Below are 26407 nucleotides of genomic sequence, written 5' to 3' on the forward strand. Positions count from 1 at the left end.
TTAGCCGCCAAACAGCGCGGTGAACTGATCGCGCACCGTGGCATCTTCCTTGATGGCTTTCGCCACATCAGGCGTCAGCAGCTTGATTTTATTGATCGGCGTGAAGCCTACTGGCGCAGAGACGCGATCGTCAACCGGACGGTTACCCTGCTCGACCACCAGCTTCTGGCCTTGCTCGGACAGCATAAAATTCACGAAGGCTTTGGCAGCCGGCAGGTTATGTACCGATTTCATGATGGCAACCGGCTCAGTGACGTAGGAAACGCCCTCTTTCGGATACACCAGATCCACCGGCGAACCTTTTTTCTTCGCCAGAATCACGTCGGCATCGGTGATGATGCCGTATTTATCCAGCCCGCTGGCCACGGCTTTCAGCGCCGGGCCGTTTCCGCCCTGCGGTGCCACACCGATTGCCGCAAGCTTCTTGTAGAAGTTCCAGCCAATGGTTGGCGTATTGATGTCGGTGTGCAGTTTGTAGAGCGCCGCGCCAGAGTAAAGTGGGCTTGGCACGGCGATCTGGCCTTTGTTGGCTTCCACCGCCAGCGCGTTCCAGCTGTCAATCGGCTTTGCGTGTTGGGTGTTATACGCGATCACCGTAGCGATGATTTTGGTGCCGAAGAAGGTTTTATCTTTATCGTAAAACGAAGGGTTGATGTGGCTCAGCGGGGCATCCGTGTAGCTGTAAAGCTGATTCTGGTTCTTGAGCGCGCCGAGGTTGATCGCATCGGCAATCAGCAGCACATCAGGCTTGGCCCCACCGCTCATCATCTCGGTCTGCAATACGTTCATCAGCTGTGTGGTGCCATTACGCGTCCACTCCACCTGCACGTTCGGATAGGCGGCTTTAAACGCATCCACGGTTTGCTGCGCGATTTCTGGCGCCTGGGAGGTGTAAATCACCAGCTTCCCGGAGGGTGCATCTTCCGCCTGGCTGGCGGCGGCAAGCAGTAATCCACTGGCTAACATCAAAGCGTTAAACGACGTGCGCATAGCAATTTCCCTAAGTATCTGAACGTTATAAAGGAAGAATCCAACCGTCACGCAGCGCGACACCCAGCGTCGCGTCGATAACGGGTAAAGGGGTATCGGACAGCAGCGTGATGCTGGTGTCGGGTGCGGCCACAGGGGCCACATCGATCTGATAGTGCCCACCGCGATAGATCACCCGCTGAACATGCACCGCGAATTGTGGCTCGTCCGGCTGCGCCAGACGAAAATCCACCGCGTGGAAACTGGCGTAGCCGTGGGGCATCGGACGCTGATCGGGTGCGCAGCGTAACGTCACGCGCAGGCCGCACAGCGTGGCAAAGGCGTGGCCGTCAGCGCAGGGTTCAATGTCACTGACTGGCAGCACTTTGCCGTCATCGATAAATCCCGCAACCATGGCGTTCACCGGTTCGCGCCACAGGGTTTGGGGTGTGGCGAATTGCATGACGCGGCCGCCATCCATCACCACAATGCGATCGGCCAGCGCCATCGCTTCGTGCTGATCGTGGGTAATGTAAATTAAGGTGGCGTGGCTGTGGCGATGGAAGCGGCGGAACTCCTCTTCCATGGTGGCACGCAGATGCACATCGAGGTTGGCGAGCGGCTCGTCGAGCAGCACCAGCGTGGGCTGGGCCACCAGGCAGCGGGCGAGTGCCACACGCTGACGCTGACCGCCAGAGAGATCCGCCGGACGCCGCGCGGCAAATTTCTCCAACCCCACCAATTCCAGCGCTTGCTGGGTGCGGCTGTCGCGTTCTTGGCGTGCCACACCATTGACTTTGAGGCTGTAGCAGACGTTTTCTGCCACCGTCATGTGCGGCCACAGCGCATAACTCTGGAATACCACGCCGAGTTGACGATCTTCCGGCGGCAGATGCACGCCCGGTGCCGCAAAGCAGCGTTCGCCAACGTGGATTTCACCGGCATCGGCGGTTTCAAACCCGGCCAGCAGGCGTAATAAAGTGGTTTTGCCGCAGCCCGAAGGACCGAGCACGGCGATAAACTCGCCCTGCGCAATCTGCAGGGAGATATCTTGCAGTACCGGCTGCGCGGCGAAAGATTTGCACAACCCGCGAAGTGTGATCGTTGCCATGTTTCTGGCCTTTATCTGACAGTCCGGCTAAGACCCTACGACAATCAGATGACGATCCCGTGACACCCATTTGACGTTTCCGTGCGCGATGGACAGCGGGAGGCCCAAGGGCCTCCCCTACAGCGAAATGCTCAATGTCGTGGTAAGGGCAGCCCTTGGGCCGCCCGAGTTATTCGGCGCTCGCAATCTGCAAATGCATGCCGATATAACGTTCATAACGTGATGGCTTAACGCGTGTCAGATCCACCAACACCAACCCGTCAATACAGTTATTGAAATCGGGATCGCTGCCGAAATCGATAAACTGCACCCCACCGGGTTCGCACACCTCTGAGTACTGCTTATAGAGCGTTGGAATCGCGGTGCCCAGGTTTGCCAGCAGATGCTTCAGGCGACGTAAATCTTCCGTGTAATTATCCCCGGTGAACTGCGCCAGCACCTCTGGCAGCGAAGCCGGATACGGACGGCGTGACTTCGCCAGCGGCAACTCGGTCGGGAAGTACATGCGGTAGAACGCCACTAACAGATCGCGCGCGGCCAGCGGCATGCCTCCGGAAATCGACACCGGGCCGAACAGATAGCGGGTTTCCGGGTATTTAGCGATGTAGGCACCAATCCCCATCCACAGATAATCCAAGCCGCGCTTACCCCAGTAGGCGGGCTGAATAAAGCTGCGCCCCAGTTCCAGCCCCTGATTGATGATCGGCAGCATGCGCTCGTCGTAATGGAACAGACTGTCGCTGTAGATGCCTTCCAGGCCACGACGGTTTAACTGCTCGGCCCCCGGAATGAAGCGGTACGCCCCGACGATCTCCAGCGCATCGTCATCCCATAAAATCAGGTGATAGTAATCATCATCGTATTTATCGAGATCACGGCGGCGACCGCTGCCCTCGCCTACCGCGCGAAAAGCAATCTCGCGTAGGCGTCCCAACTCACGCAACAGCGGCACCCAGGTAGCCCCGTTACGTCGCCACAGATAGATCTGCTTGCCATCCGGCAGCGAGCCAAGTCGCTCACTCTCCATCAGCGCTTTTTTCAGTTCAGCACGATCTTCCGGACGCGCAATCGCCGCTTCTGTCAGGAACAGGCCACGCCGCCCCTGACCAATGCGATAGAGATGTTTGCGCAGCCGTTTTGCCAGCTCTTTACCCGGCGTGTGGCCGTCGTGCCAGTTGGCGAAGGGAATTTGCTCACCGATGTGCAGCTTGATGCGGGAACCGCGCTGACGGAACATCTCGCGCACCAGCATCAGCAGCGCCAACGGCGAGGCAATTTTTGCCGCCGCGTAAAATGCCAGGCTGTTACGACCCACCACGTGCACCGGCACAATCGGGGCGCGAGCACGGGCCGCCAGACGGAGGAAGCTGTGATGCCACTTGCTGTCGCGTACGCCCTGAGTGCCAAGGCGTGAGACTTCACCCGCAGGGAAGATAATCAGTGCACCTTGATTGTCGAGATGCTGCTGCATGCGTGACAGCTGTTCACGACTGGTGCGGTTACCCATGTTATCCACGGGTAACATCAGGTTGTTGATCGGTTCCAGCATCACCAGCATGCGGTTTGCGACAATTTTCACGTCGCGGCGCACCTGTGAAACCGCTGCCAGCAGCGCCAGACCGTCCAACGCGCCCAGCGGATGGTTAGCCACAATCACCACCGGGCCTTGAGTCGGGATCTGCTCCAGATCGCGTTCACTTAATTCACAGCGCACATCCAGGTGCTCCAGTACTTGCTCAACCATATCCACCCCTTTCAGGTGGCGATAACGGTCAGCAAAGGATTGGAATTCATGTTCGCGAACCGCCCATTTCAGCAGGCGTTTTTGCCAGTTCGCGGGGTGATGGCCTGGCCAGTAAGTATCGAGAAGCTGATCAACAGAGAACATCATTCACCTTTTGTGCGCAGAGGTTATCGCACCGAAGGTAAACAGGCTTGTTTTCAGATTTATGACTGGTGGCGGGGTGGACCGGAAAAAGCGTAGAACGGAAGAGAAGCGTCATTCATGGCCGATTGCAGGTGCGCATCAATGCGTACCCTACGAAAATCGTGCCTTGTCGTTGTAGGGCCGCCATTTATGGCGACCGAAAGCGCTAGTCACACAGGGGAGAATTACAGCTTCAACGGCGGTAACTGCGAGAAAACACTCAGCAAACCTTTGCTCCACAGCTGACGAATCTGCGAAAAATAGGGGTGCTGTTCAGTGATATGATACTGCTCATTATCACTGAAGGTGTCGGTGTGATAAATCATCACATCCAGTGGCAGCCCCACAGAAATATTACTCGCCAGCGTTGAATCCATTGAAATCAGCGCACATTGCATCGCCTGACTCAATGGCGTTTCGTAACGCAACACCCGGTCAATTATCGGTTTGCCGTATTTGCTTTCACCAATCTGGAAATAGGGCGTATCCACGCTGGCTTCAATGAAGTTGCCTTGCGGATAGATTTGAAACAGGCGCGGCTCTTCACCGCGGATCTGCCCGCCTAACAGCAGCGTGCCGCCAAACTCTTCGCCGTCACGTTTAATCACCTCTCGCAGAGTTTCCCCCACGAGCAGCGCAATGTCATACAGCGATCGCCCATTCAATAAGTTGGGCTGATCGCTGTCATGGCTGTTGCGCCGCAGCAGGCTCATGACGCTTTGCGTGGTCGCCAGATTACCGGCGCTTTGCAGCACCAGGGTGCGTTCATCATCAACCTGAAACACGTGCAATTTACGGAACGAGGAAATATGGTCGACGCCCGCATTGGTGCGTGAATCCGACACAAAAATCATCCCTGACGATAAACGCATTGCCACACAATAAGTCATAGTCACGCCTGCAAAAAAATTACTGCTGCGAATGCACCTGCTGCACCGCGGCGACCGCCAGCATATCTTCACCGCCACCGCCCAGCCGCATACCACGCACCGGACAGGCATCGAGATAATCCACACCCACCGCCAGCCGTAAATGCTGGCGCGTGCTGCGGGTATTATTGGTGATATCAAAGCTGTGCCAATTGCCATCCAGCCAGGCTTCTACCCAAGCATGGGTGGCAACGTGTTCAACGTTATCAGTATAGAGATAACCACTGACATAGCGCGCGGGGATCCCAAGGCTACGGCAGCACGCCAGAAACACGTGGCTGTGATCCTGGCAAACGCCGCTGCCGGCGGCAAATACTTTCGCTGCGGTATCGCTGACCTGGGTGCTGCCTGGCCGATAAGGCATTTTCAGCAACAGCTCACCCATCAGCTTTTCCAGGCTGGCGAGGGGTTTTTCCGCATGCCAGTAGCGCAGCGCGAAATCACGAATAGCTGCATCTGGTAGCGTCAGCGGTGTAGCGCGCAAAAACACCAACGGCGACAAGGTGCATTCGGGATCCGGCGACAATTCCCCCGCATCCAGAATATCCACCACGCCGCGCGCCGCAATCTCCAACTGCTGGTGTGGCATATCCAGGGTTAACACATGCATCACATTGCCGTAAGCATCCAGGGTGCGCGTGGCTTCACAAGGCAGCTCCAGGTCCCACGACAGAATCTGCTGATGGACCGAGTTTTGCGGCGTCAGGCGCAGATACTGGGTGCTGAGTTTCACCTGCTGCTCATAGGCATACCAGGTTTTATGCTCGATGTTCAGTCTCATTTCGCCTCCAGATAGGTTTGATTGATGCTTTCCGCCAGCGCGTTGATTTGCGAAAGAAAGTGATTAAGCCAGCTGTACAACCCTTCACGCGTCAGGCTTTCCCAGGTGCTAAAGCGCATTTCCGCTAACAGCACCGTGGCCAGATAGCGCGGGCGATCTTCACCGCTACTGCCGATCTCCTCCAGCTGCGTGGCGATCTCTTCGATGCAGGAGTGCAGCGATCGTGGACTTTCACTGCGAAGGATCAGCATCTCATTGACCAGATCCGGCATCAGTTGCTGCTTGAAGATCGCGTTGTAAGCTTCACGCGCCGATACCGCACGCAATAACGTATCGAGGCAATAGTACTCTCGCACCGAGTCGGGATGCTGCTCCAGCAGCTGCTGATTGACGCTGAGTAGACGCGCGGTGCCGTCACTGCGTTCCATTAACGTGCCAAGACGGATAAAACTCATCGCATCGCCGCGCAGCAAGGTGCCAAACATCGCGCCGCGAAACAGGTGGGAGCGATCTTTGACCCAGTCAAAAAAGCTGTCGGCATTGGCGCTGGTGATGCCGCGCCGCCGCGTGTTACGCATCTCGATCCACGTGGAGTTGATGCTCTCCCACACTTCCGATGACAAGCTGCCGCGCACCGCGTGCGCATTGTTCCACGCCTCCTGCCAGCAGCTGAAAATGCTGCTGGGATTACGGTCATCAAGGGCAAAGAAGTTAAACAACTGCGGCATGGTGAAACGCCCGTTGAGGGTTTCAAACAACTGTCGTGTGCCGGTGAGATTCAGCGGCAACAGCAGCTCATCACCGTGGCTGTTACGTACCGGCATCAGCGACAGGCGGTTGGTCACATCCAACACCCGGGCGAGTTGTTCTGCGCGCTCCAGATAGCGCGCCATCCAGTAAAGGCCACTGGCCGTGCGGCTTAGCATGATGCGTCATCCTCCAGAACCCAGGTGTCCTTGGTGCCACCGCCCTGCGATGAGTTCACCACCAGCGAACCTTCCGTCAACGCCACGCGGGTTAAGCCGCCAGGCACGATGCGGATATCCGCGCCACTTAAGGCAAAGGGGCGTAAATCGATGTGGCGTGGCGCAAGGCCGTTGTCGATAAAGGTCGGGCAAGTCGAGAGGGAGAGCGTGTCCTGCGCGATATAGTTAGCCGGTCGCGCTTTTAAGCGATCGCGGAAATCGCTGAGTTCTTGCTGGCTGGCAACCGGACCAATCAGCATGCCGTAACCCCCTGCGCCGTGAACCTCTTTCACCACCATTTTGTTGAGATTCGCCAGCACGTAGGAGAGATCCTGCGGTTTGCGACACTGCCAGGTCGGCACGTTGTTGAGGATCGGATCCTCGTCGAGATAGAAGCGGATCATGTCTGGCACGTAAGGGTAGATCGATTTATCGTCCGCTACGCCGGTGCCGATGGCGTTGGCCAGCACCACGTTGCCGGATCGATACACCGACAATAAGCCCGGCACGCCCAGCATTGAATCCGGCCTAAACGCCAAAGGATCGAGGAAAGCATCATCCACGCGGCGATAGATCACATCGACTTTGCACGGTCCTGCGGTGGTGCGCATCATCACTGCACCATCTTTCACAAACAGATCGGCACTTTCCACCAGCTCCACACCCATTTGCTGGGCGAGGAAGCTGTGCTCAAAGTAGGCACTGTTGAAGCGGCCTGGCGTCAGGACTACCACCACCGGATCGTTGACCGGTGAGCTTTCGCGCAGCGTTTGTAGCAGGTGCGAAGGATAACGCTCCACCGGGGCCACATGCTGTTCGATAAACAGCTCCGGATAGAGGCGCATCATCATCTTGCGGTTCTCCAGCATATAGGAGACGCCTGACGGCGTGCGCAGGTTGTCTTCCAGCACGTAATAGTCGCCGTCATTATTACGAACCATATCGACGCCGGTGATGTGCGCATAGATATTGCGATGCAGATCAACGCCTTGCATGCAGGGTTGATATTGGTCGTTCACCAGCACCTGTTCGGAAGGCACGATTCCGGCTTTAAGGATGTGTTGTTGATGGTAGATGTCGTGCAGAAAGGCATTGAGTGCCTGCACACGTTGGCGGATGCCGCGATCGAGCATCGACCACTCGCGAGCAGGAATGATGCGCGGCACACTGTCGAACGGGATTAATCGCTCCGCTCCGCCATCATCCCCATAGACGTTGAAGGTGATGCCCACGCGATGAAACAATAATTCCGCCTCTTCGCGCTTACGCGCCACTGCCTCTTTGTCCGCCTGTTGTAACCATTCCCAGTAATGCTGATAGTGCGCGCGGTGTTGGCCGTCGCTCAGCAACATCTCATCATAGAAGTGTGACGCTATCTGGTAGCTTTCTTTCATGATTTACCCGGCGCTTGTCAGAGGACGTATCTCCTCTCCTGCACAAAGTGTGCCAGAGGCTCGCGTCCGCAACGGCACACGCGCCCCAATAGCGGAGCAGCGCCGGATAACGGTGGTGTTGCACCTTACTGGTGCATCAACTGCTGCGCAACTGGCAGCCAGATATCGGTCATTGCTCCGTCGCCGCCAGTAAAAGGATCGCGATGCGGTAGCGGTACGCGCGCAATCTGATCTTTCGCAGCACGTAAACGAGAAGGCTCATCACGCACGGTTTCTGGCGACATTCCTTCAGGATAGGCGCCAACGGCAAAAAAATCGTCCGAGGCAAACACCTGTTTATGGCCAACGCCTGCGGGAATTAGCACCGCATCCCCTTCGCGCAGCGTTACCATGCGGCCGCTGTCGCCGCCGAACAGCACTTCAGCCCAGCCAGATGCAATGCCCAGCACTTCATGGGTATTGGGATGGTAATGGGTATAAGGGTAGATTGGCGCGCGCCACGCAGCAGGCCAGCCGTTCGCGCTAAACGTTTTCTCGAACCAGGCCGCACTGTCGCTCTGCAGTTCCTCATCATAGTCTGGTGCGATGCCAGGCCAGATGATCAGCGGCAGCAGATTGTTAGGTATGCCGCCCGACGGCAGCGACAGCATCAAATGCTGCGGATTGCTGGATGAACCTGCTGAAAAGGTACCGGCGGCGAAAGACATCAGTAACAGCAGGCTGGAAGTGTTGGCAGTCATACTCTTTCTCCGGAAAGCCACGTTGCTTAATTGTGGCAAAGCCCGGAGGCATTGCAATGTGCGCCCACCAACAAAATTCACATAAAAGAATGATTTACCTTACTAAAGTCAAATTAGTTGGCAACATATTTAACATTTCGTGGGGTGAGGGAGAGAAGCCTAAACTGTTATATAAAAACATCCCAGATCTGTATCTGATTCACTTCACTGTTATGTGATTAACTGGCAGGCAGTGATAATGAGAGGTGAACAATGGACACGATCAAACAAATCCTGCTCGATGAGATCGCCACGCTGAACCGTGAAGGCCAGCGCGATAATCTGCCGCGCTTTAGTTTTTCTTTCCTCAAAACCCATCCCGGCCTCTGGGCGGTGATGTACCTGTGTTACGCACTGTGCGTGGCGCTGATTTTCTCCACTGAGATGTTGGGCTGGCCAGCGTTCTGGTTTGCCACCGCCTTTGTGGTAGTGATGAGTGTGCTGATGCTGATGGACATCAATCCCAAATATCGCTTCGAAGATATCGATACGCTGGATCTGCGCGTGTGCTACAACGGCGAATGGTATTACGTGCAGCCGGTTTCACAGCAGGCGCTGGATAAAATTGTGGACCATCCCGGCACGCCCGATCGCGTGCGCAGTGGTATCGATCGTTTGATGAAACAGAAAGGCGAAGTCGATTTTTACGATGTGTATTATCTGACCTGGGGCCACCAGCAGGCGGCAACGGTTTAAAGGGCTGTCACGGCGCGATTTAATGGCATGTAGTGGTGCGGTTTATCGCGCGAAATTAAAGCCGTGCCATCGCAGACAGATGCGGCGCTACGTGTAGGATCGCCATTTATGGCGACCGCAATTGCGCAATCAATTTGCCCAGCGTCTCCACCGCCGCCTCGGCCCGTGCATCCCACGGCCAGGCGGTATTGAATCGGAAGCAGTGGCTGAATCCTTCACTGCCCGAGAACAGCTGGCCCGGCGCAATACTGATGCCCTCTTTCAAGGCCAGATGATAAAGCTGCGTGGTGTTGATTTGTTCGGGAAGTGAAATCCACAGGAAATAGCCACCTGGCGTATCGCTGATGCGCGCCTCAATTGGCAAGACGCGGCGCAGCGCCTGCTGTGCCTGCTGCTTGCGCTTTGCCAGCGTCTGACGCAGCTTCTTTAGATGCGTATCGTAGCTGCGGGTGCTGAGGAAATCGGCCAGCGCCAGCTGCATCGGTGCACTGGTGGAGAGCGTGCTCATCAGTTGAATGCGCTGCACGCGCTGGGCGTGACGTCCGGCCGCCACCCAACCGACGCGAAATCCCGCCACCAGACTTTTTGAGAAGCTGCCGCAGTGCAGGACATTCCCTTCACGATCAAAAGCTTTCGCGGGCAGTGGTTTGTCGTGACCATTGTAGAGGTCGCTGTAGACGTCATCCTCAATCATCGCCACCTTGTGCCGCGCCAGCAAAGCCACCAACTGCTGCTTGCGCTCGATGCTCAGCGTAAAGCCGAGCGGATTTTGGCGGTTGGTCATCAACCAGCAGGCTTTCACCGGCCAGCGCTGTAGCGCCTGCTCCAGTTCATCGAGATCGATGCCCTGTTCGACGTCGCTGGCGATAGCGATGGCGTTCAGCTTCAGGCGCTCAATCGCCTGCAATGCACCGTAGAAAGAGGGGTTCTCAATCACCACCCAGTCGCCGGGTTCCGTTACGGCCTGCAAACTGAGATTGAGGGCTTCCATCGCGCCATTGGTAATGACGATATCGTCGGGTGATAAGGTGATGCCTTGCTGGGCGTAACGCTGAGCCAGGATTTTACGCAGCGCTTCGTTCCCCGGCGGCAGATTGTTGAGCGCGTCAGTGGGTTTGAGATTGTGCGAGACTTTTACCAGCGAGCGCATCAGCTGGCGCTGCGGAAAGAGTTCAGGGTCGGGAAACGCTGAGCCGAAGGGAATAATGGCCGGATCGCGCGTGGCTTGCAGTACATCGAACACGAAGCTGTTGGTGTCTGCCTGCTCAGTTCTGGCAATGGCCTGCGTGGGTAAACGTGGACGGCTTTCAGCGGCGCGCGGGGCAATATAGTAGCCGGACTGCGGCTTAGAGACGATCCAGCCCTGACTCTCCAGCACTTCGTAGGCGTGCATCACCGTCATCAGGCTAAGCCCGCTCTGCTCCGCTTGCTGACGTAGCGACGGCAGCTTTTCTCCTGGCGGCCAGATACGGGCTTCAATCTGTGCCCGTAACTGATCGACCAACTGCTGGTATTTCGCCACCCGACCTCCGCTGTTTGGGATTTGTGCGGCTATTTTCCCTCACCCTAACCCTCTCCCGCAAGCGGGAGAGGGGAACGTTGGGCAGTGATTTTTAGTCAGGCAAACAACATTCACTCTGCTGAGGAATACCCCCTCTCCCGCAAGCTGGAGAGGGGACCGTTGGGCAGTGATTTTTAGTCAGGCAAACAACATTCACTGTGCAGAGGAATGCCCCTTCTCCCGCTTGCGGGAGAAGGCTGGGATGAGGGGATGGGGGCATCACCGCACCATCAAGGCAGCCGCACCAACTCCAGCTCTTCCTCTACAAAATTGGCCAGCTCGTGAACGCGCTCTGGCGGTACCGGCTTGCCGAGCAGATAGCCTTGCAACGTATCGCAGCCGAGGCCTGTCAGGAACGCCTGCTGCTCCTGAGTTTCCACCCCTTCGGCCACCACTTTGAGGTCCAGCGACTGCGCCAGTGCCACAATGGCAGAAACAATAGTGGCATCTTCCGATTTGGCCTGCAGTTCATTAACGAACGCGCGGTCAATTTTCAGCTCGCTCGCGGGAAGGCGCTTGAGGTAGAGCAGACTGGAATAACCGGTACCAAAGTCATCGATCGAGGCTTTGACACCCATATTGGTCAGCTCGGTCAGGATGCGCACACTCTCTTCCGGATCGCGCATCGCCGTGGTTTCTGTCACCTCCAACGTCAACAGCTCAGCGGGAATCTTATGCTTTGCCAGCGCCTGCGTGACGGTCTCCACCAGATTGCACTGCTCAAATTGCAGCGCAGAGAGATTCACCGCCACCGACCAGTGCGGATGGCCCTGCATGTGCCAGCTGTGCAACTGACGGCAAGCCTCATCAATCACCCAGTTGCCGATATTAATAATCATGCCGGTCTTCTCGGCCATCGGCAGGAATGTGTCCGGTGCCAGTAAACCGCGAGTCGGATGTTGCCAGCGTAACAGCGCTTCAAAGCCGATAATCGGGCCACTGGGCGCGCAATACTTCGGCTGGTAGAACAAACGCAGCTCGCCATTATCCAGTGCCTGCCACAGATCGTTATTCAACTGCAGCTGTGACTGCGCCAGCGTATTCATTGATGGCTGGAAGAAGTTGTGACCGTTGCGACCGTTGTTTTTGGTGTGGTACATCGCGGCATCGGCATTGAACATCAGCTCGCGATCATCCTTACCATCGCCAGGATAGACTGCGATACCGATACTCAGCGAAACCATTAACTCATAGCGGGAAATATCAAACGGACGGTCCACCGCTTTCACCAAGGTATCCGCCACGGCTGCCGCATCGTTGGGATCGTCGATTTCAATCAGCAGCACAAACTCGTCACCACCCATGCGCGCCAGGGTGAAGTGCCCTTTCATCTGGCTTATCATGCGTTCGGCCACGGCGATCAGCAGATTATCTCCCACGTGATGGCCGAAGGCATCATTGACCGCTTTGAAACCATCCAAATCCATAAACATCAGAGCAAACTGTGATTTTTCACGGTTGGCTTTGTTAATAGATTGCTCCAGACGATCTTCCAGCAGAATACGGTTGGGCAGACGCGTCAGGTTATCGTGCAGCGCCAGCTGCGCCAGTTCACGATTGGCTTCGGCAAGGGAGTGCGCCAGAATCGAGGTGCGCGCCTGCAAGCGGGCGTCAAGCATCGACACCAGCAACGTGATACCCAGAATTGCCAGGGTGACGACGGTGACTACAATCGCCAGCCAGTTGCTGTTGACGCCCATGTGCGTCGCGTGGCTCTGCATCGGGAAAGACGCCGCCGCCATGCCGGTGTAGTGCATACCGGCAATCGCGCAGCCCATTACCACCGATGCACCCAGGCGCAACAGTGTGACGCGCCCGTGCCCTTCACGCAGATTGAAGGCCAGCCACAACGCCGCACCGGAAGCCACCATGGCAATCACCACCGAAGCCGCTACCCACGTCCAGTTCCAGGTGATACCTGGCGCGAACATCAGTGCCGCCATGCCGGTATAGTGCATGGCAACCACGCCCGAACCGAGCACGAAGGCACCGCCCAGTAACCGCTTCCAGGGTAAATCCGCCGAGGAACAGACCAGCCACAGGGCAAAGATCGAGGCCAGAATGGCGACCACCATGGAGGTCACCGTCAGCATCGGATCGTAGCTCATCACCATGTCGAGACTCATCGACAGCATGCCGATAAAGTGCATCGCCCAGATGCCAACGCCCATGGCGAATCCACCGCCCAACAACCAAACCAGCGCCACCTTGCCGGTTGAGGAGGCCACGCGTCCCGCCATATCTAATGCGGTAAACGAGGCCAGCATCGCCACCAGAATCGAGACGATCACGGTAAACGAATCATACGAAGTCACTAACATAGTGATTTCCCAAGTTAAAGCCGTTTTAAATCAGCTGTGGTGTTATGAAAGAAAAATGAAGGCTATTAGTTTTATTGTTGAAATTATCGGCAGAATCACTGCCGATTTGAGTCTTTGAACGATGAAACCTTCCGATGCGGAAGAAAATAAAAATTGTTTGTTATGCACCTGCCAGTGGCATGACGTTATCGGCAAAGGGCAGCGGCATATTAAGCGCAGCGGTAAATTCACCAATGCGCTCTGCGGGTGTCGGTTTACCCAACAAATAACCTTGTAAGGTGTCAAAACCTAAACCAGTAAGTAAACGTTGCTGTTCCTCGGTTTCGACCCCTTCCGCGACCATGCGCAGGTTCAGGCTTTGTGCCAGCGTCAGCATCGCGCTCACTACCGTAGCGTCTTCACTGTCAGCCCGCAGGCTATTCACAAAAGCACGGTCGATTTTCAGTTCACTGGCTTCCAGATGCTTGAGATGCAGCAGATTGGCATAACCAATACCAAAGTTATCAATCGCGACTTTCACCCCCAGGCGATGCAGTTCGGAGATGCGCTGCTGGCTAAATTGCGGGTCGCGCATGGCAATATTTTCGGTAATCTCCAGCATCAGCGCCCCTTCCGGCAACTGATGGCGTTGTAGTGCCAGGCGCAGACTGTCGATCAAATCTCGCTGGTGAAATTGCAGCGCGGAGAGGTTCACTGACACGCTCCAGTCACTGTTGCCTTCATTGTGCCACTGTTTCAGCTGGCGGCAGGCCTCATCGATCACCCAGTTACCCAGTGCAACAATTTGCCCAGTTTTTTCCGCACGCGGCAGGAACATATCGGGCATCAGCAAACCACGGCGGGGATGCTGCCAGCGCAACAGCGCCTCAAAGCCCATCAACACCGTGCCGCCCGCGCGGAATTTTGGCTGATAGAACAGGCACATCTCCTGGTGCTCCAGCGCATTCCACAGGTCATTGGCCAAGGCCAACTGATGTTGTGCCGTGGCACTCATTACCGGTTCAAATAAGCACCAACCGTTTCGGCCACTGTGTTTGGTGTGATACATGGCAGAGTCAGCGTTGAACATCATCTCCTGCTGGCTGCGACCGTGTTCGGGGAAGGTGACGATACCGACGCTTAACGATACGCGCAGCGAGTAGCGATCCAACTCAAAAGGTAAATCGATGGTATTGACCAACCTTTGCGCCAAGGCTGAAGCCTGCAAAGCGTTGTATTGCGGACACAGCAGCACGAATTCGTCACCGCCGAGTCGGGAAAGGAAAATGTCATCACTCAGCTGCACACGCAGCCGCTCTGCCACCGCAATCAACAAACGGTCACCCACATGATGCCCCCAGGTGTCATTGACGGCTTTAAAGCCATCGAGATCCATGAACATCAGCGCAAAGGTTTGATCTTGTAAAGTCGCCTGCTTGATTTGCTCGTTGAGCTGCTGCTCCAGCAGTACGCGGTTAGGCAGCGTGGTGAGGTTGTCATGCATCGCCAACTGACGCAGTTCATTGTTGGCACGTTTGAGTTTGGCAGCCAGACGCGCGGCACGCAGTTGCGCATCCAGCATCGAGACCAACAGCGTTAAACCCAGAATGGTGAGCGTAATGATGGTCACCCACACCGCCAGCCCATCTTCACTGACGCCGTGATGCTGCATCATGGTGCTCGGCATGCTGTACTCTGCCGCCGCCATACCGGTGTAATGCATGCCCGCAATCGCAATGCCCATCACCAACGCGGCACAGACGCGCATCATCAGCACACTTTCGCCCTGGCGCAAATGAAAAGCCAGCCACAATGCGGCGCCAGAGGCGACGTAAGCAATGATCACCGACACCGCGACTAACAACGCATCCCAGCGGATCGCGGGCTCAATCATCAAAGCGTTCATGCCGATGTAATGCATCATCACCACGCCACTGCCGAGTATCAAGGTGCCACGTATCAGCCGACGACGGGTCAGATGGCTGCCCTGAACGCCCTGCGCAAAGGCAAAAATAGAGGCGAGGATCGCCACCACCAGAGAAATGACCGTGAGGGGGATGTCATAGCGCATGGTCATTGGCATCATCATCGCCAACATACCGATGAAGTGCATCGCCCAGATACCAATACCCATCGCGGTGCCGCCGCCCACTAACCACATCTTCGCCAGGCAGCCGCGCGAAACCGCGACGCGCCCAGCCGTGTCCAGCGCGGTAAACGCGGCGATAAAGGCCACAATCAGTGAAACCGTAACCAGAACGCTATCCCAGGTAACCAGCAGCATGTGCGCTCCTAAGCTCAGCCCGCTGCGGAGCAGGTGCTGTATCGTCAAAAAAGGTCAAAGAGTATTCGAACATCGATTAAGGGCGATTAATGACCGCATGCAGTGAGGCAGAGAAAGGAGCCGATCCAGACAATTCTGGAATCACCGCGCTGTGTTTTTTTATTTTCATCATCTGCCGCAGTCAGAAAAATTAATAATATCTGATTAATGCACGAACATAGCATTGAACCGTGAGTCGCGGTAGAGGGTTAAATCACTCGTTGTTTAGTTTTTTTAACAGGTCGCTACCCCTTGTAGTCACTGAGTTATCGGCGAAAAGTGTGAATTGATTAGTGAAAAAACTAAGCGCAGCATCACAACTGCTGAATTGCTGATCTATAGTAAAGAAAACTGATATAAATCATAAACCCACCATCTAAGAATATTCCTAGGTGACGGGCACTTACGAAGTGCAGCCGATCGCGGCTCTTGTTTTAATTCGGATTCGTTACATAAATGAATCACCAGGTGAAAAAGCAATGACATTGGATAATCAGTAAGGAATGATTATGAAACTCAAGCTTTTTCTTTTGGCTTCCAGCCTGAGCGTCGCGCTCGCCCCAACCGCTGCTTTTGCCGCCACCACAACGGGAACCATCAATGCCACATTGACCCTCACCACCGGTTGTCTGGTGAATGGTCAGTCTGCCACTACCGGTGTCAACTTCGGTACCCTGAACTTTGGTAGCAGTGCTGCAACCTTTGATACCTTAAACGCCACTTTGGTTGGCGCATCGGGTAACGGTATTTATGTGCGCTGCACCACCGGCCAAACGTTTAACGTGCAGGTCACCAGCAGTAATGCCGCCCCTGCCACCATCTATGGCACCGTGAGCGGTCAGCCGCGCTATTTAATTCTCGGTTCCAATAACACCCAAGGTATTGCTTATACCCTGTACAGCGACGCCGCGTTCACTACCGCGATTGCCAATAACACCAACATTGCGGCCAGCGGCACCACCGACCCGACACTGGGCACCAATTACGCCATCTATGGCCGTGTGGTTGGGGGTGGCTTTAACCCGCTCATTCCAGCGGGAACCTATACCGATACCATCAACGTGGCGGTGAATTACTAAGGGATCGGTTGGGGTAATCAGGGTGGCCGTGGTGCGTTGGGTGCACAGTGTAGGCGGCCTGGCCCTGCTGATAGGGAGCGTCTCCGCTTGGGCGTTGCCAACGGCAACGTTTCAGGTCTCTGCGTCAGTGGTGGCAGGCTGTGTGGTTTCCGGTACCAATACCGGGGTTTTTGGCACGCTTAATTTCGGCACGCAGTCTGGCGTGGCGTCGAGCAGTGTCAGCGCCAGTTATGTGCAAAGCACCACTATCACCCTCGCCTGTACGCCAGGCACCGCCGTGAGCATGAGCATCAACGGCGGCAGCAATTACACCACCACCCGCAATCTCAAGATATCCGGTAACACCAATACCGTGGCTTATAGCCTGTATACCAATGCGGCACATACCACCGCCATCCCGGTGAATACGGCTGTGGCATTGAGCTATAGCAACGCTAATAACATCACTTTGCCGATTTACGGCCTGTTAACGCTGCCCGGCCCGACGCGCGCCGGGACTTATACCGACACCTTAACCGTCACACTGAGTTGGTGACGGAAGTATTAAAGAAGGATGAATAATCATGAACCTGCGCGCCCTGTTACTGTTGTTTGTCATGGCCCTAATCCCCGCCGCCCACGCGGCCAATTCGCTGATGATTTGGCCGATCGATCCGGCGATAAATCCCGAAGATAAGGCCAGCGAGCTGTGGCTGGAAAACCGCGGCAACGCCACCACGATCATGCAGGTCCGCATCTTCAGTTGGCTGCAAGTCGGCGGTCAGGAGCAGTATCAAACCCAACAACAGGTGGTAGCGAGCCCACCCATGGTGCGCCTCGAGCCAGGTCAGAAACAGTTGGTTCGTTTGATCAAACAAACGCCACCCGAAGCAGGACGTGAAATGTCCTACCGCGTGGTGCTGGATGAGATCCCTACGCCACGCACGCCGGGTGAGAATCAGGCGGGGCTGACCTTCCAGATGCGCTATTCGGTACCGCTGTTTGTCTACGGTAACGGCGTCACCAGTGACAGTGCGAAACCGCAGCTCAGCTGGCAACAAATTGAAAGCGGTGGCAGACGCTGGCTAGAACTCACTAACCGGGGTAATGGCCATGCGCGGTTAAGTAACGTCACTGTTGGTGGTCGTCGCCTCGGGAATGGCTTGTTTGGCTATGTGCTCGCCAACAGCAGCAACCGCTGGCCGTTAACCAGTAGCGTGAGTGGCGAGCTATCGGCCGAGGTGAATAAAGGCCACTGGAGCAGCGCGGCCGCGCGCTAATGAGGTTTACGCTGCATCCCTGTGCGCTCGCCGTTGGCAGCGTACTCTGTCTCAGCCCCCTGACCAGCGGCGCGGAAACCTTCTCCGAGCTGCCGCCCCCGCCTGCCATGGAGAATAACGCCAGCGGCCAGCAATATATGCTGGAGCTGGTGGTTAACCAGAGCGATCGCGGTGACATCGTGCCGGTTGAGCGTAAAAACGGAGATTTCTGGATACGCAGCGGCGATTTGCAGCGTGCGGGTATTCCCGCCGAAAAGCTGCAGGGCCAGCAAATCGACATCAATAAACTGGCGGACGTGAAGGTGGATTACGACGAGCGTCGCCAACGCTTGCTGCTGACGGTTCCACCTGCATGGCTGCCAGGCCAGGTGATAGGCAAAGATCAGCGAGGACCGCGCTATCCGGGGCGCTCCAGCAACGGGGCCTTACTCAATTACGATTTCTATGCGACGCGGACCGATAACGCAGGTTCGCGCCTCTCCAGCTGGAACGAGTTGCGCTTCTTCGGTCCCGTGGGACAGTTCTCCACCAACGGAGTTTACACCCAGCAGCTGGAAGGTGGCGTGAGCGGTCAGCAAGAGGGCTATATCCGCTATGACACCTGGTTCAGTAACGAAGATGAAAATGATGCCATTAGCTGGCGCGCCGGGGATTTGGTCACTGACGCGCTAAGCTGGAGCAACAGCGTGCGCCTTGGCGGGGTTCAGATCGCACGTGATTTCAGCGTGCGCCCTGATCTGGTGACCTATCCCCTGCCTGCTTTTTCTGGCCAGGCTGCCGTTCCCTCGTCGGTTGATCTGTTTATTAACGGCTATCGCAGCACCCAGGCCAACGTACAACCCGGCCCTTGGTCACTGACCAATGTCCCGTTTGTTAATGGTGCGGGCGATGCGGTGATCACCACTACCGATGCCGTGGGGCGCCAGGTGACGACCACGCTGCCGTTTTATGTTTCCAGCAGTTTGTTGCGTCAGGGCTTATCCGATTACTCCTTCTCTGCCGGTGCGATTCGCGAAAACTACGGTCTGCAAAACTTCGATTACGGGGCGGCAGCCGCCAGCGGCTCTTATCGTTATGGTTTAACCGACTGGCTGACATTAGAGAGCCATGCCGAGGGCAGCGACAGCGTGGCGATGGGGGGAGCCGGAGGATTAGTGAAAATTGGCAGTTGGGGCGTGGTGAACGGTGCGCTGGCGCAGAGCCAAATGGAGGGCAAACCGGGCACGCAATACAGCTGGGGCTATCAGTACAACAACAGCTGGTTCAGTTTAGGGACGCAACACACGCTGCGAACGGCTGATTTCGGCAACCTGGCCCTGGTCGGCAGCCGTGGTGACAGCGCCAATACCAGCTACTCGCTGGCACGGCGCAGCGCGCAATATACGGCCAGCGTCTCCCTTAACCAATACGGCAGTCTTGGCCTGGCTTACTTTGATATCGCCGGGGGAACTGGCGACCGCACCCGACTGTGGAACCTGTCATGGAGTAAGAATCTGTGGGGCAACAGCAGCCTGTATATCTCGGCCAGCCGCGATCAGGAACAAGGCGACTGGAGCGGCGCAATTTCCCTCGTCATTCCCTTCGGTGAGCAGAGCAGCGCCTCGGTCAGCTATGAACGTGATCAGCAAGGCCGCAATAACCAGCGCGTCTACGTTTCACGCGCCATGCCAACGGACGGCGGGTTTGCATACGATGCCGCATGGGCCAATCAGGGCGGCGATAGCGGAGATTATCGCCAGGCGAGCCTGCGCTATCGCAACAACAAAATTGATACCTCTGCCGGTTTCTACGGGGATAACGACAACACCACGCAGTGGGCAGATTTAACCGGATCACTGGTGCTCATGGATAACCGCGTCTTCGCCGCCAACGATATCAACGATGCCTTTGTGGTGGTGAAAACCGATTATCCGGATGTAACGGTGCGCTATGAGAACCAGTCAATGGGACGCACCGATAAAGAGGGCTATTTACTGGTGCCCTCGATCAGCAGTTATTACGGCGCGAAATACGATCTCGATACCCTGGATTTACCCGCTGACCGGACCGCACCCAAAGTGGAACAACGCTTCGCGGTGAAACGGAAAAGCGGTTATCTGCTTCACTTCCCGGTCGAGCGTCTGCGTGCTGCCAGTGTGGTGCTGCACGACAGCGGCGGTCAGCCGATCCCTATCTCCAGCCAGGTTTTACGTCCCAGCCAGGCGACCGAATATGTCGGCTGGGACGGGATTGTCTGGATGGAGAATCTCAGCGCTGAGAACCCTATTCACGTGGTCACACCGGATGGCCGCACATGCGACACCACGCTGACTATTGAGGGTGGCCAGCCCAAAGCGCTGCAAACCTATGGGCCGCTCACCTGTGCTCTGCCACCACCGCCGCCAGGATCAGCAATCAGTTCGGCAAATAATTCACAGTCAGGGATTTCACCATGAGAAAGCTACTTTTGTTGCTGGCGCTGTTTATTCTGCCGGGTACCAGCTACGCGCTGTGTAGCTTATCGGCACCGACGGCGACCTTTGGTTCTGTTACCACCTTTGCCGTCGGCTCAACCGCGCAAAGCACTTCAACCATCACCAACGTTAACTGTGGTTCAGGCACCTTGTCGCTGCTGGGCACCGATAATGTGGCCTACACCTTTACCACCTCAACCTACCTGAGTGGCACGCGCGCAGCGTTGAAAACCGGCAGTACCGGCACCGATACTATCCCGTTTCAGATATGCATCGACAGCGCCTGCGCTACTGAACTGCAACAGGGTGGGAAATATACCTGGAGTTCATCCATGCTCTTGGGTTTGGGGAACAGCCTGAACTTCAACATTCCGCTCTATTTCCGCACCGTACCTGGACAGGTGGTGGCGGCGGGCAGTTACACCACGATGGTGACGATGACCGTTAGCTACACGGTGTGTGCGGGGCTCAACGTGGCGGGGTTATGCGTTGGCACCGTGCAAACCAGTACCGGCACAGCGATGACGTTTGCGGTTAACCTGGTCCTTACGAACGATTGCACCACCATCACCGCGCCCAACGTCAGTTTCGGCAGTGCGCCGCTGGTTGGCAGTTTCTCTACCGTGCAGCAGACCATTAACGTGGTGTGTTCAAAAGGCAGTACCTTCACGGTGGGACTGAGCAACGGCAGTTATTACAGCGGCACGACACGCCAGATGGCGAGCGGCACTAACCGGCTGGCCTATGACATCTATAAAGGTACCACTACCACCACCCGCTGGGGACCAACGGGCACCGATCGCTGGAGCAGCGCAAGCGCCACATCGCTGAGCAGCGATCTGATTACGCGCAATTTCACCTACACGGCGCAGATCCTGACCACGCAGAATACGCCAGCCGCAGGCAGCTATACCGACAGTGTGGTGGTGGATTTATCGTTTTAGAGGGGGTAAAGGCGGCCTTGAGGCCGCCCAAATCTTACAAGGATGCACTCACCGGCGAACCGCTGTGACGTGCCTGATACTGCTTCACCATACGGCCAATTAACAGCGTACCGATTAATCCGCATACCGCAGCAAACGACAGCCAGACGCCAGGCATCGCTTTATCACCGGTGGCATGGATCAGATAGCTGGAAACGGCTGGCGTGAAGCCACCAAACAGGGCTGTTGCCAGGCTGTAAGCCAGCGAGAAACCAGATGCGCGCACTTCCGCTGGCATGATTTCAGCCAGATACACCACCATCGCACCGTTATAGCTGGCATACAGGAAGGACAACCACAGTTCGGCTTCGACAAGATGCGCAAAACTTGGTGAACCCACCAACCAGTGCAGTACCGGCCAGGTCGTCAGGATCATCAGAATGGTAAAGGTGATCAGCAAGGGACGACGGCCAATCCGATCCGATAGTGACCCCATCACCGGCAACCAGATCAAGTTGGAGATGCCGACAAATAGCGTCACCATAAAGCTCTGCTCATCACTCATCATCAACACGGTTTTGCCAAAGGTCGGGGTGAACGCGGTGATCATGTAGAACATCACAGTGGTGGTCACCACCATCAACATGCCCGCCAGCACCAGAGCCCAGTTCTGCCCCACTGAGCGCATAATCTGGCCCATCGAAGGGTGATGCTTACGCTGGCTAAACGCCTCGGTCTCTTCCAGCATGCGACGGATCCAGAACAGGAACGGCACAATCATACAACCGACCACAAACGGAATACGCCAGCCCCACTCGGTGACCGCATCTTTCGCCAGCAGATGGTTTAGGCCAAGACCCAGCAGTGCAGCAAAGATCACCGCCACTTGCTGGCTGCCAGACTGCCAGCTGACGTAGAAGCCCTTGCGCCCTTTCGGCGCAACTTCGGCCAGATAAACGGACACACCGCCTAATTCGACACCCGCAGAGAAACCTTGCAGCAGACGCCCCAGCAAAATCAGAATCGGCGCGGCGGCTCCCAAAGTGGCATAACCGGGCACCAGGGCAATCGTCAGCGTACCCAACGCCATCAGTCCCAGCGTCAATAAAAGCCCTTTGCGGCGACCGTGATGGTCAATGTAAGCACCGAGAATAATCGCGCCAAGGGGGCGCATCAGGAAGCCCGCACCGAAGGTCATCAAAGTGAGCATCAGTGAGGCGAAAGGGTCATCTCCGGGGAAAAAGGTTTTAGCAATCGCCGTCGCGTAATAACCAAATACCATGAAATCGTACATTTCAAGGAAATTACCGCTGGTGACACTAAAGATGGTTTTGGCACCGCCTTGCGATGGCTTTTGTAAAGACTGGCTCGCACTCATATTGATCTTCCTGGGGTTTTTCTTCCGTTTTAACCGGATACGCCAGGAATAGATGTGATCTGCTTCACCATTGCAGTTTACAAAAGTGAGACCAAAAGTAACAAGAAATTAACATTAGAATGGCGAGGCAAATAAAAAGGGCCGCTGTGAATAGCGGCCCTCGGGGGGATGAGAAAGGTGAATTATTTCTTCACCGTCTCCATACCCATCAATCCAATCTTCAGATAACCCGCTTCACGCAGTTGATCCATCACGCTCATCAGCGTTTCGTAATCCACTGACTTGTCAGCCTGGAAGAAGATAGTAGTCTCTTTGTTGCCTTCTGTTTGTGCCGTCAGCGCATTCACCAGGGTTTCTTTGGTGACCGCATCATTACCGATGTAAATCTGCTTATCTTCTTTGATCGACAGATAGACCGGTTTTTCCGGACGCGGTTGCGGTGCGCTGGTGGAAGCAGGCAGGTTAACGCGCACATCCACCGTGGCTAATGGCGCGGCGACCATAAAGATGATCAGCAGAACCAACATAACGTCGATAAACGGCGTCACGTTGATTTCATGCATTTCGCCATCGCCTACCGAGTCATCGTTTAAACGCATCGCCATAATACTTATCCTACGCGCAGTTTCTGTGCCGCCGTCGGACGGGTCGCTTCTTTCGCGGTATCGACGTTACCGAGGTCCAGATCGCGGCTTTGCAGCAGCATGACCTGAGCGGCCACATCACCCAATGAGGCTTTGTAGCTGGCAATCATGCGGGCGAAAACGTTGTAAATCACCACCGCAGGGATAGCAGCAACCAGACCAATGGCGGTAGCCAGCAGCGCTTCTGCGATGCCCGGCGCCACAACGGCGAGGTTGGTGGTCTGCGTTTTAGCGATACCGATAAAGCTGTTCATGATGCCCCACACGGTACCAAACAGACCGATAAATGGCGCAACAGAACCGATAGTGGCGAGGAAGCCATTACCACGACCGGCATGACGGCTGAATGCCGCAACGCGACGGTCAAGGCTGAAGCTGGTGCGCTCCTTGATACCATCAAGATCGTCGGCACCCGCGGAGAGTTCCAGCTCGTTTTGTGCATCATTCAGCAGCACAGCACTGTGGCTGTTACTTTTAAAGCTTTCGGCGGCGCGGTAAGCATCATCAAGCGATCGTGCTTCGCCCAGTGCCTGCTGTTCGCGTTTCAGGCGACGTTTCGCCCCGCTCAGCTCAGCAAACTTGCCGAAGAAAATCGCCCAGGTGACAACTGAGGCCAGTAACAGGCCAATCATCACAATTTTTACCACGATATCGGCATGCTGATACATGCCCCAAACGGAGAGGTCCGTTTGCATCAAATCACTGGCTACCACGCTGCGTCTCCAACTTCTGTTGCACAGTTCACGATTGAAGCGCGGATCATAGCAAAAAAATTGACCGAAGTGATAGTAGTTCTCATTACTATTTACAATCCAAAAGTGCCTTGTATTTCCACAATTTGGCAAATGTTTTACAGAATACTGGCACCACTCTGATATTCCGTAATCTGGATCAACCCAGTGCGACATTTCGTGGTAACGTGGATGTTTTGCGGTAAGTGTCAGGAAAGGCAGTGATGGCAACGAATAAAATTGATACCACGCTGGTCAGCGCGGGACGCAGCAAACGTTACACTCAGGGCTCAGTTAACAGCGTGATTCAACGCGCCTCGTCACTGGTTTTTGACACCGTTGCTGACAAAAAACGTGCGACCGCAGGTCGTGCATCCGGTGAGCTTTTTTATGGCCGTCGCGGCACGCTCACCCACTTCTCGTTCCAGGACGCCATGACGGAACTGGAGGGCGGCGCTGGCTGTGCGCTTTATCCTTGCGGTGCAGCGGCGGTGTCGAACGCGATTCTTTCTTTTGTTGAAGCAGGCGATCATATTCTGGTCAGCGGCGCGGTGTATGAACCCACGCAGGATTTCTGCTCAAAAATCCTCAGTAAGCTGAACGTCTCCACCACCTATTTTGATCACTGCATTGGAAGCGAAATCGGTGAGTTAGTCCAGCCGAATACGCGCGTGGTGTTTCTTGAGTCGCCCGCGTCCATCACCATGGAAGTACAGGACATCCCCGCCATTGTGGCGGCGGTGCGGGCTAAAGCGCCAGACGCGATCATCATGATCGATAATACCTGGGCGGCGGGCGTCTTGTTTAACGCTCTGGAGCATGGCATCGATATCTCTATCCAGGCGGGCACCAAATACATTATTGGCCACAGCGATGCGATGATCGGTACCGCCGTTGCCAATGAACGTTGCTGGCCACAGCTGCGTGAGAATTCGTACCTGATGGGCCAAATGGTGGATGCCGATACCGCCTACATGGCCAGCCGCGGATTGCGCACGCTGGGTACGCGCCTGCGCCAGCATGAAGAGAGCGGTTTGCAGGTGGCAGAATGGCTGGCTGCACAGCCGGAAGTGGCGCGTGTGAATCACCCCGCGTTAGCGCAATGCAAAGGGCATGAATTCTGGCAGCGTGATTTTAACGGCAGCAGCGGACTCTTCTCTTTTATCCTGCATGAAAAGCTGAGCCACGAGCAGTTGGCGAATTACCTCGATCACTTCCACCACTTCAGCATGGCCTATTCCTGGGGCGGTTATGAATCATTGATTCTGGCCAACCAGCCGGAAGAACTGGCAGAGATTCGCCCAGCAGGCGGCGTGGACTTCACCGGAACGCTGGTGCGGTTGCACATCGGTCTTGAGCATGTCGATGACCTGTTAGATGACCTGAAAGCCGGCTTTGCCCGTTTAAAGCAGTAAAAAGATAAACAAAACCTAAACCGTTCTGTGTGGCATAGGTGAGATCAACGAATACGATGCCACAGAACGTTAAAATAGAATCCTTGTGACTCGATGGGATAGCAGATGGGTGTTTTACATGAGATTGTCCACGCGCTCTGGCATCAGGATTTTGCCGCGCTGGCCAATCCGGATGTCGTGTGGGTTGTCTACGGCGTGATGTTTTTGACGCTGTTTCTGGAAAACGGTTTGTTGCCGGCCTCTTTCTTGCCGGGCGACAGCCTGCTGCTGCTCGCGGGTGCCATGATTGCCAAAGGCGTGATGGATTTCGTGCCGACTATGGTGATCCTGACCACCGCCGCCAGCCTCGGCTGCTGGCTGAGTTATCTGCAAGGCCGCTGGCTCGGGAATACCCGGTTGGTGAAAAGCTGGTTGATGCACCTTCCCGCGCAATACCATCAGCGGGCGTGGAATCTGTTTAACCGCCACGGGTTGATGGCGCTGCTGGTCGGTCGTTTCCTGGCGTTTGTACGCACTTTGCTGCCTACCATGGCGGGCATCTCTGGCTTACAGAACGGTCGCTTTCAGATATTCAACTGGCTGAGTGGCGCATTGTGGGTCGGCATTGTGGTGGCCATGGGTTATGGCATCAGTCAGGTGCCGTTTATCAAGCGCCACGAAGACCAGGTGATGGCCGTGCTGATGGTGCTACCGATGGTGCTGCTGTGTGTCGGGCTGGCTGGCAGCATTGTGGTGATTTGGAAAAAGCGCCGCCAGAAAGCGTAAATAAACGCTGTCATGTATTTGGTCG

Annotated in this window: 22 protein-coding genes; 8 read left to right on the forward strand and 14 right to left on the reverse strand. The window is 55.7% G+C overall.

The window, feature by feature from the left end:
- From QMZ30_RS10090 to QMZ30_RS10125, 8 genes are all read right to left on the reverse strand, one after another.
- Entirely contained in the window at nucleotides 1-990 is a 990-nt protein-coding gene (locus QMZ30_RS10090) for an ABC transporter substrate-binding protein (protein ID WP_283227259.1), read from the reverse strand.
- Between the two features lie 25 nt (nucleotides 991-1015).
- A complete protein-coding gene (locus QMZ30_RS10095; RefSeq protein WP_283227260.1) occupies nucleotides 1016-2080 on the reverse strand; it encodes an ABC transporter ATP-binding protein in 1065 nt (354 codons plus the stop codon).
- A 169-nt stretch (nucleotides 2081-2249) separates the two neighbouring features.
- The gene (gene olsF / locus QMZ30_RS10100) at nucleotides 2250-3968 is read right to left on the reverse strand and encodes a bifunctional ornithine lipid synthase OlsF (RefSeq protein WP_283227318.1); all 1719 of its coding nucleotides are present in this window, start codon (nucleotides 3966-3968) and stop codon (nucleotides 2250-2252) included.
- A 224-nt stretch (nucleotides 3969-4192) separates the two neighbouring features.
- On the reverse strand, nucleotides 4193-4897 hold the full coding sequence (locus QMZ30_RS10105) for a proteasome-type protease (protein WP_039328866.1): 705 nt from the start codon (nucleotides 4895-4897) through the stop codon (nucleotides 4193-4195).
- A 19-nt stretch (nucleotides 4898-4916) separates the two neighbouring features.
- Nucleotides 4917-5717, reverse strand: a complete 801-nt coding sequence (locus QMZ30_RS10110; protein ID WP_283227261.1) for a transglutaminase family protein — start codon at nucleotides 5715-5717, stop codon at nucleotides 4917-4919.
- Nucleotides 5714-6643 (reverse strand): alpha-E domain-containing protein, encoded by a 930-nt coding sequence (locus QMZ30_RS10115; protein WP_283227262.1) that lies wholly within the window; start codon nucleotides 6641-6643, stop codon nucleotides 5714-5716. Before QMZ30_RS10115 ends, QMZ30_RS10110 begins: the two co-directional genes overlap by 4 nt.
- Nucleotides 6637-8076 (reverse strand): circularly permuted type 2 ATP-grasp protein, encoded by a 1440-nt coding sequence (locus QMZ30_RS10120; RefSeq protein ID WP_039328870.1) that lies wholly within the window; start codon nucleotides 8074-8076, stop codon nucleotides 6637-6639. The genes QMZ30_RS10115 and QMZ30_RS10120 overlap by 7 nt, the downstream gene beginning before the upstream one ends.
- Before the next feature lie 125 nt (nucleotides 8077-8201).
- A complete protein-coding gene (locus QMZ30_RS10125) occupies nucleotides 8202-8816 on the reverse strand; it encodes a cupin domain-containing protein (protein ID WP_039328871.1) in 615 nt (204 codons plus the stop codon).
- Nucleotides 8817-9068: 252 nt separating this feature from the next.
- Here QMZ30_RS10125 and QMZ30_RS10130 point away from each other — a divergent pair, with 252 nt between their 5' ends.
- Nucleotides 9069-9551: a YlaC family protein gene (locus QMZ30_RS10130; RefSeq protein ID WP_283227263.1), complete on the forward strand. Its 483-nt coding sequence runs from the start codon at nucleotides 9069-9071 to the stop codon at nucleotides 9549-9551.
- Between the two features lie 106 nt (nucleotides 9552-9657).
- Here QMZ30_RS10130 and QMZ30_RS10135 read toward each other — a convergent pair whose 3' ends face one another.
- The 3 genes from QMZ30_RS10135 to QMZ30_RS10145 all read right to left on the reverse strand — a co-directional run bounded on the left by QMZ30_RS10135 (nucleotide 9658) and on the right by QMZ30_RS10145 (nucleotide 15696).
- Entirely contained in the window at nucleotides 9658-11073 is a 1416-nt protein-coding gene (locus QMZ30_RS10135) for an aminotransferase-like domain-containing protein (RefSeq protein WP_283227264.1), read from the reverse strand.
- Nucleotides 11074-11342: 269 nt separating this feature from the next.
- On the reverse strand, nucleotides 11343-13433 hold the full coding sequence (locus QMZ30_RS10140; RefSeq protein ID WP_283227265.1) for a putative bifunctional diguanylate cyclase/phosphodiesterase: 2091 nt from the start codon (nucleotides 13431-13433) through the stop codon (nucleotides 11343-11345).
- A gap of 160 nt (nucleotides 13434-13593) precedes the next feature.
- Entirely contained in the window at nucleotides 13594-15696 is a 2103-nt protein-coding gene (locus tag QMZ30_RS10145; RefSeq protein ID WP_283227266.1) for a putative bifunctional diguanylate cyclase/phosphodiesterase, read from the reverse strand.
- A 548-nt stretch (nucleotides 15697-16244) separates the two neighbouring features.
- On the opposite strand from QMZ30_RS10145, the gene QMZ30_RS10150 reads away from it, so the two are divergent.
- The 5 genes from QMZ30_RS10150 to QMZ30_RS10170 are packed head-to-tail and all read left to right on the forward strand — an operon-like array spanning nucleotide 16245 to nucleotide 21470.
- Nucleotides 16245-16814: a spore coat protein U domain-containing protein gene (locus QMZ30_RS10150; protein ID WP_039328877.1), complete on the forward strand. Its 570-nt coding sequence runs from the start codon at nucleotides 16245-16247 to the stop codon at nucleotides 16812-16814.
- 22 nt (nucleotides 16815-16836) lie between these two features.
- Nucleotides 16837-17349 (forward strand): Csu type fimbrial protein, encoded by a 513-nt coding sequence (locus QMZ30_RS10155; protein ID WP_039328878.1) that lies wholly within the window; start codon nucleotides 16837-16839, stop codon nucleotides 17347-17349.
- A gap of 25 nt (nucleotides 17350-17374) precedes the next feature.
- Nucleotides 17375-18073: a fimbrial biogenesis chaperone gene (locus QMZ30_RS10160; protein WP_283227319.1), complete on the forward strand. Its 699-nt coding sequence runs from the start codon at nucleotides 17375-17377 to the stop codon at nucleotides 18071-18073.
- Complete coding sequence (locus QMZ30_RS10165; protein WP_283227267.1) at nucleotides 18073-20508, forward strand: fimbria/pilus outer membrane usher protein; 2436 nt, start codon at nucleotides 18073-18075, stop codon at nucleotides 20506-20508. The genes QMZ30_RS10160 and QMZ30_RS10165 overlap by 1 nt, the downstream gene beginning before the upstream one ends.
- Entirely contained in the window at nucleotides 20505-21470 is a 966-nt protein-coding gene (locus tag QMZ30_RS10170) for a Csu type fimbrial protein (protein WP_283227268.1), read from the forward strand. The genes QMZ30_RS10165 and QMZ30_RS10170 overlap by 4 nt, the downstream gene beginning before the upstream one ends.
- Nucleotides 21471-21504: 34 nt before the next feature.
- On the opposite strand, the gene QMZ30_RS10175 is transcribed toward QMZ30_RS10170, so the two are convergent.
- The 3 genes from QMZ30_RS10175 to exbB all read right to left on the reverse strand — a co-directional run bounded on the left by QMZ30_RS10175 (nucleotide 21505) and on the right by exbB (nucleotide 24166).
- On the reverse strand, nucleotides 21505-22827 hold the full coding sequence (locus tag QMZ30_RS10175) for an MFS transporter (RefSeq protein ID WP_058968760.1): 1323 nt from the start codon (nucleotides 22825-22827) through the stop codon (nucleotides 21505-21507).
- A gap of 182 nt (nucleotides 22828-23009) precedes the next feature.
- Nucleotides 23010-23432 (reverse strand): TonB system transport protein ExbD, encoded by a 423-nt coding sequence (gene exbD / locus QMZ30_RS10180; protein ID WP_039328885.1) that lies wholly within the window; start codon nucleotides 23430-23432, stop codon nucleotides 23010-23012.
- A 5-nt stretch (nucleotides 23433-23437) separates the two neighbouring features.
- On the reverse strand, nucleotides 23438-24166 hold the full coding sequence (gene exbB, locus QMZ30_RS10185) for a tol-pal system-associated acyl-CoA thioesterase (protein ID WP_283227320.1): 729 nt from the start codon (nucleotides 24164-24166) through the stop codon (nucleotides 23438-23440).
- 260 nt (nucleotides 24167-24426) lie between these two features.
- Here exbB and metC point away from each other — a divergent pair, with 260 nt between their 5' ends.
- A complete protein-coding gene (gene metC / locus QMZ30_RS10190) occupies nucleotides 24427-25617 on the forward strand; it encodes a cystathionine beta-lyase (RefSeq protein ID WP_283227269.1) in 1191 nt (396 codons plus the stop codon).
- A gap of 105 nt (nucleotides 25618-25722) precedes the next feature.
- Nucleotides 25723-26382 (forward strand): DedA family protein, encoded by a 660-nt coding sequence (locus QMZ30_RS10195; RefSeq protein WP_283227270.1) that lies wholly within the window; start codon nucleotides 25723-25725, stop codon nucleotides 26380-26382.
- Nucleotides 26383-26407 lie beyond the last annotated feature (25 nt).

The sequence above is a fragment of the Pantoea sp. EA-12 genome, assembly GCF_030053355.1.
GTDB classification, from domain to species: Bacteria; Pseudomonadota; Gammaproteobacteria; order Enterobacterales; family Enterobacteriaceae; genus Pantoea; species Pantoea vagans_C.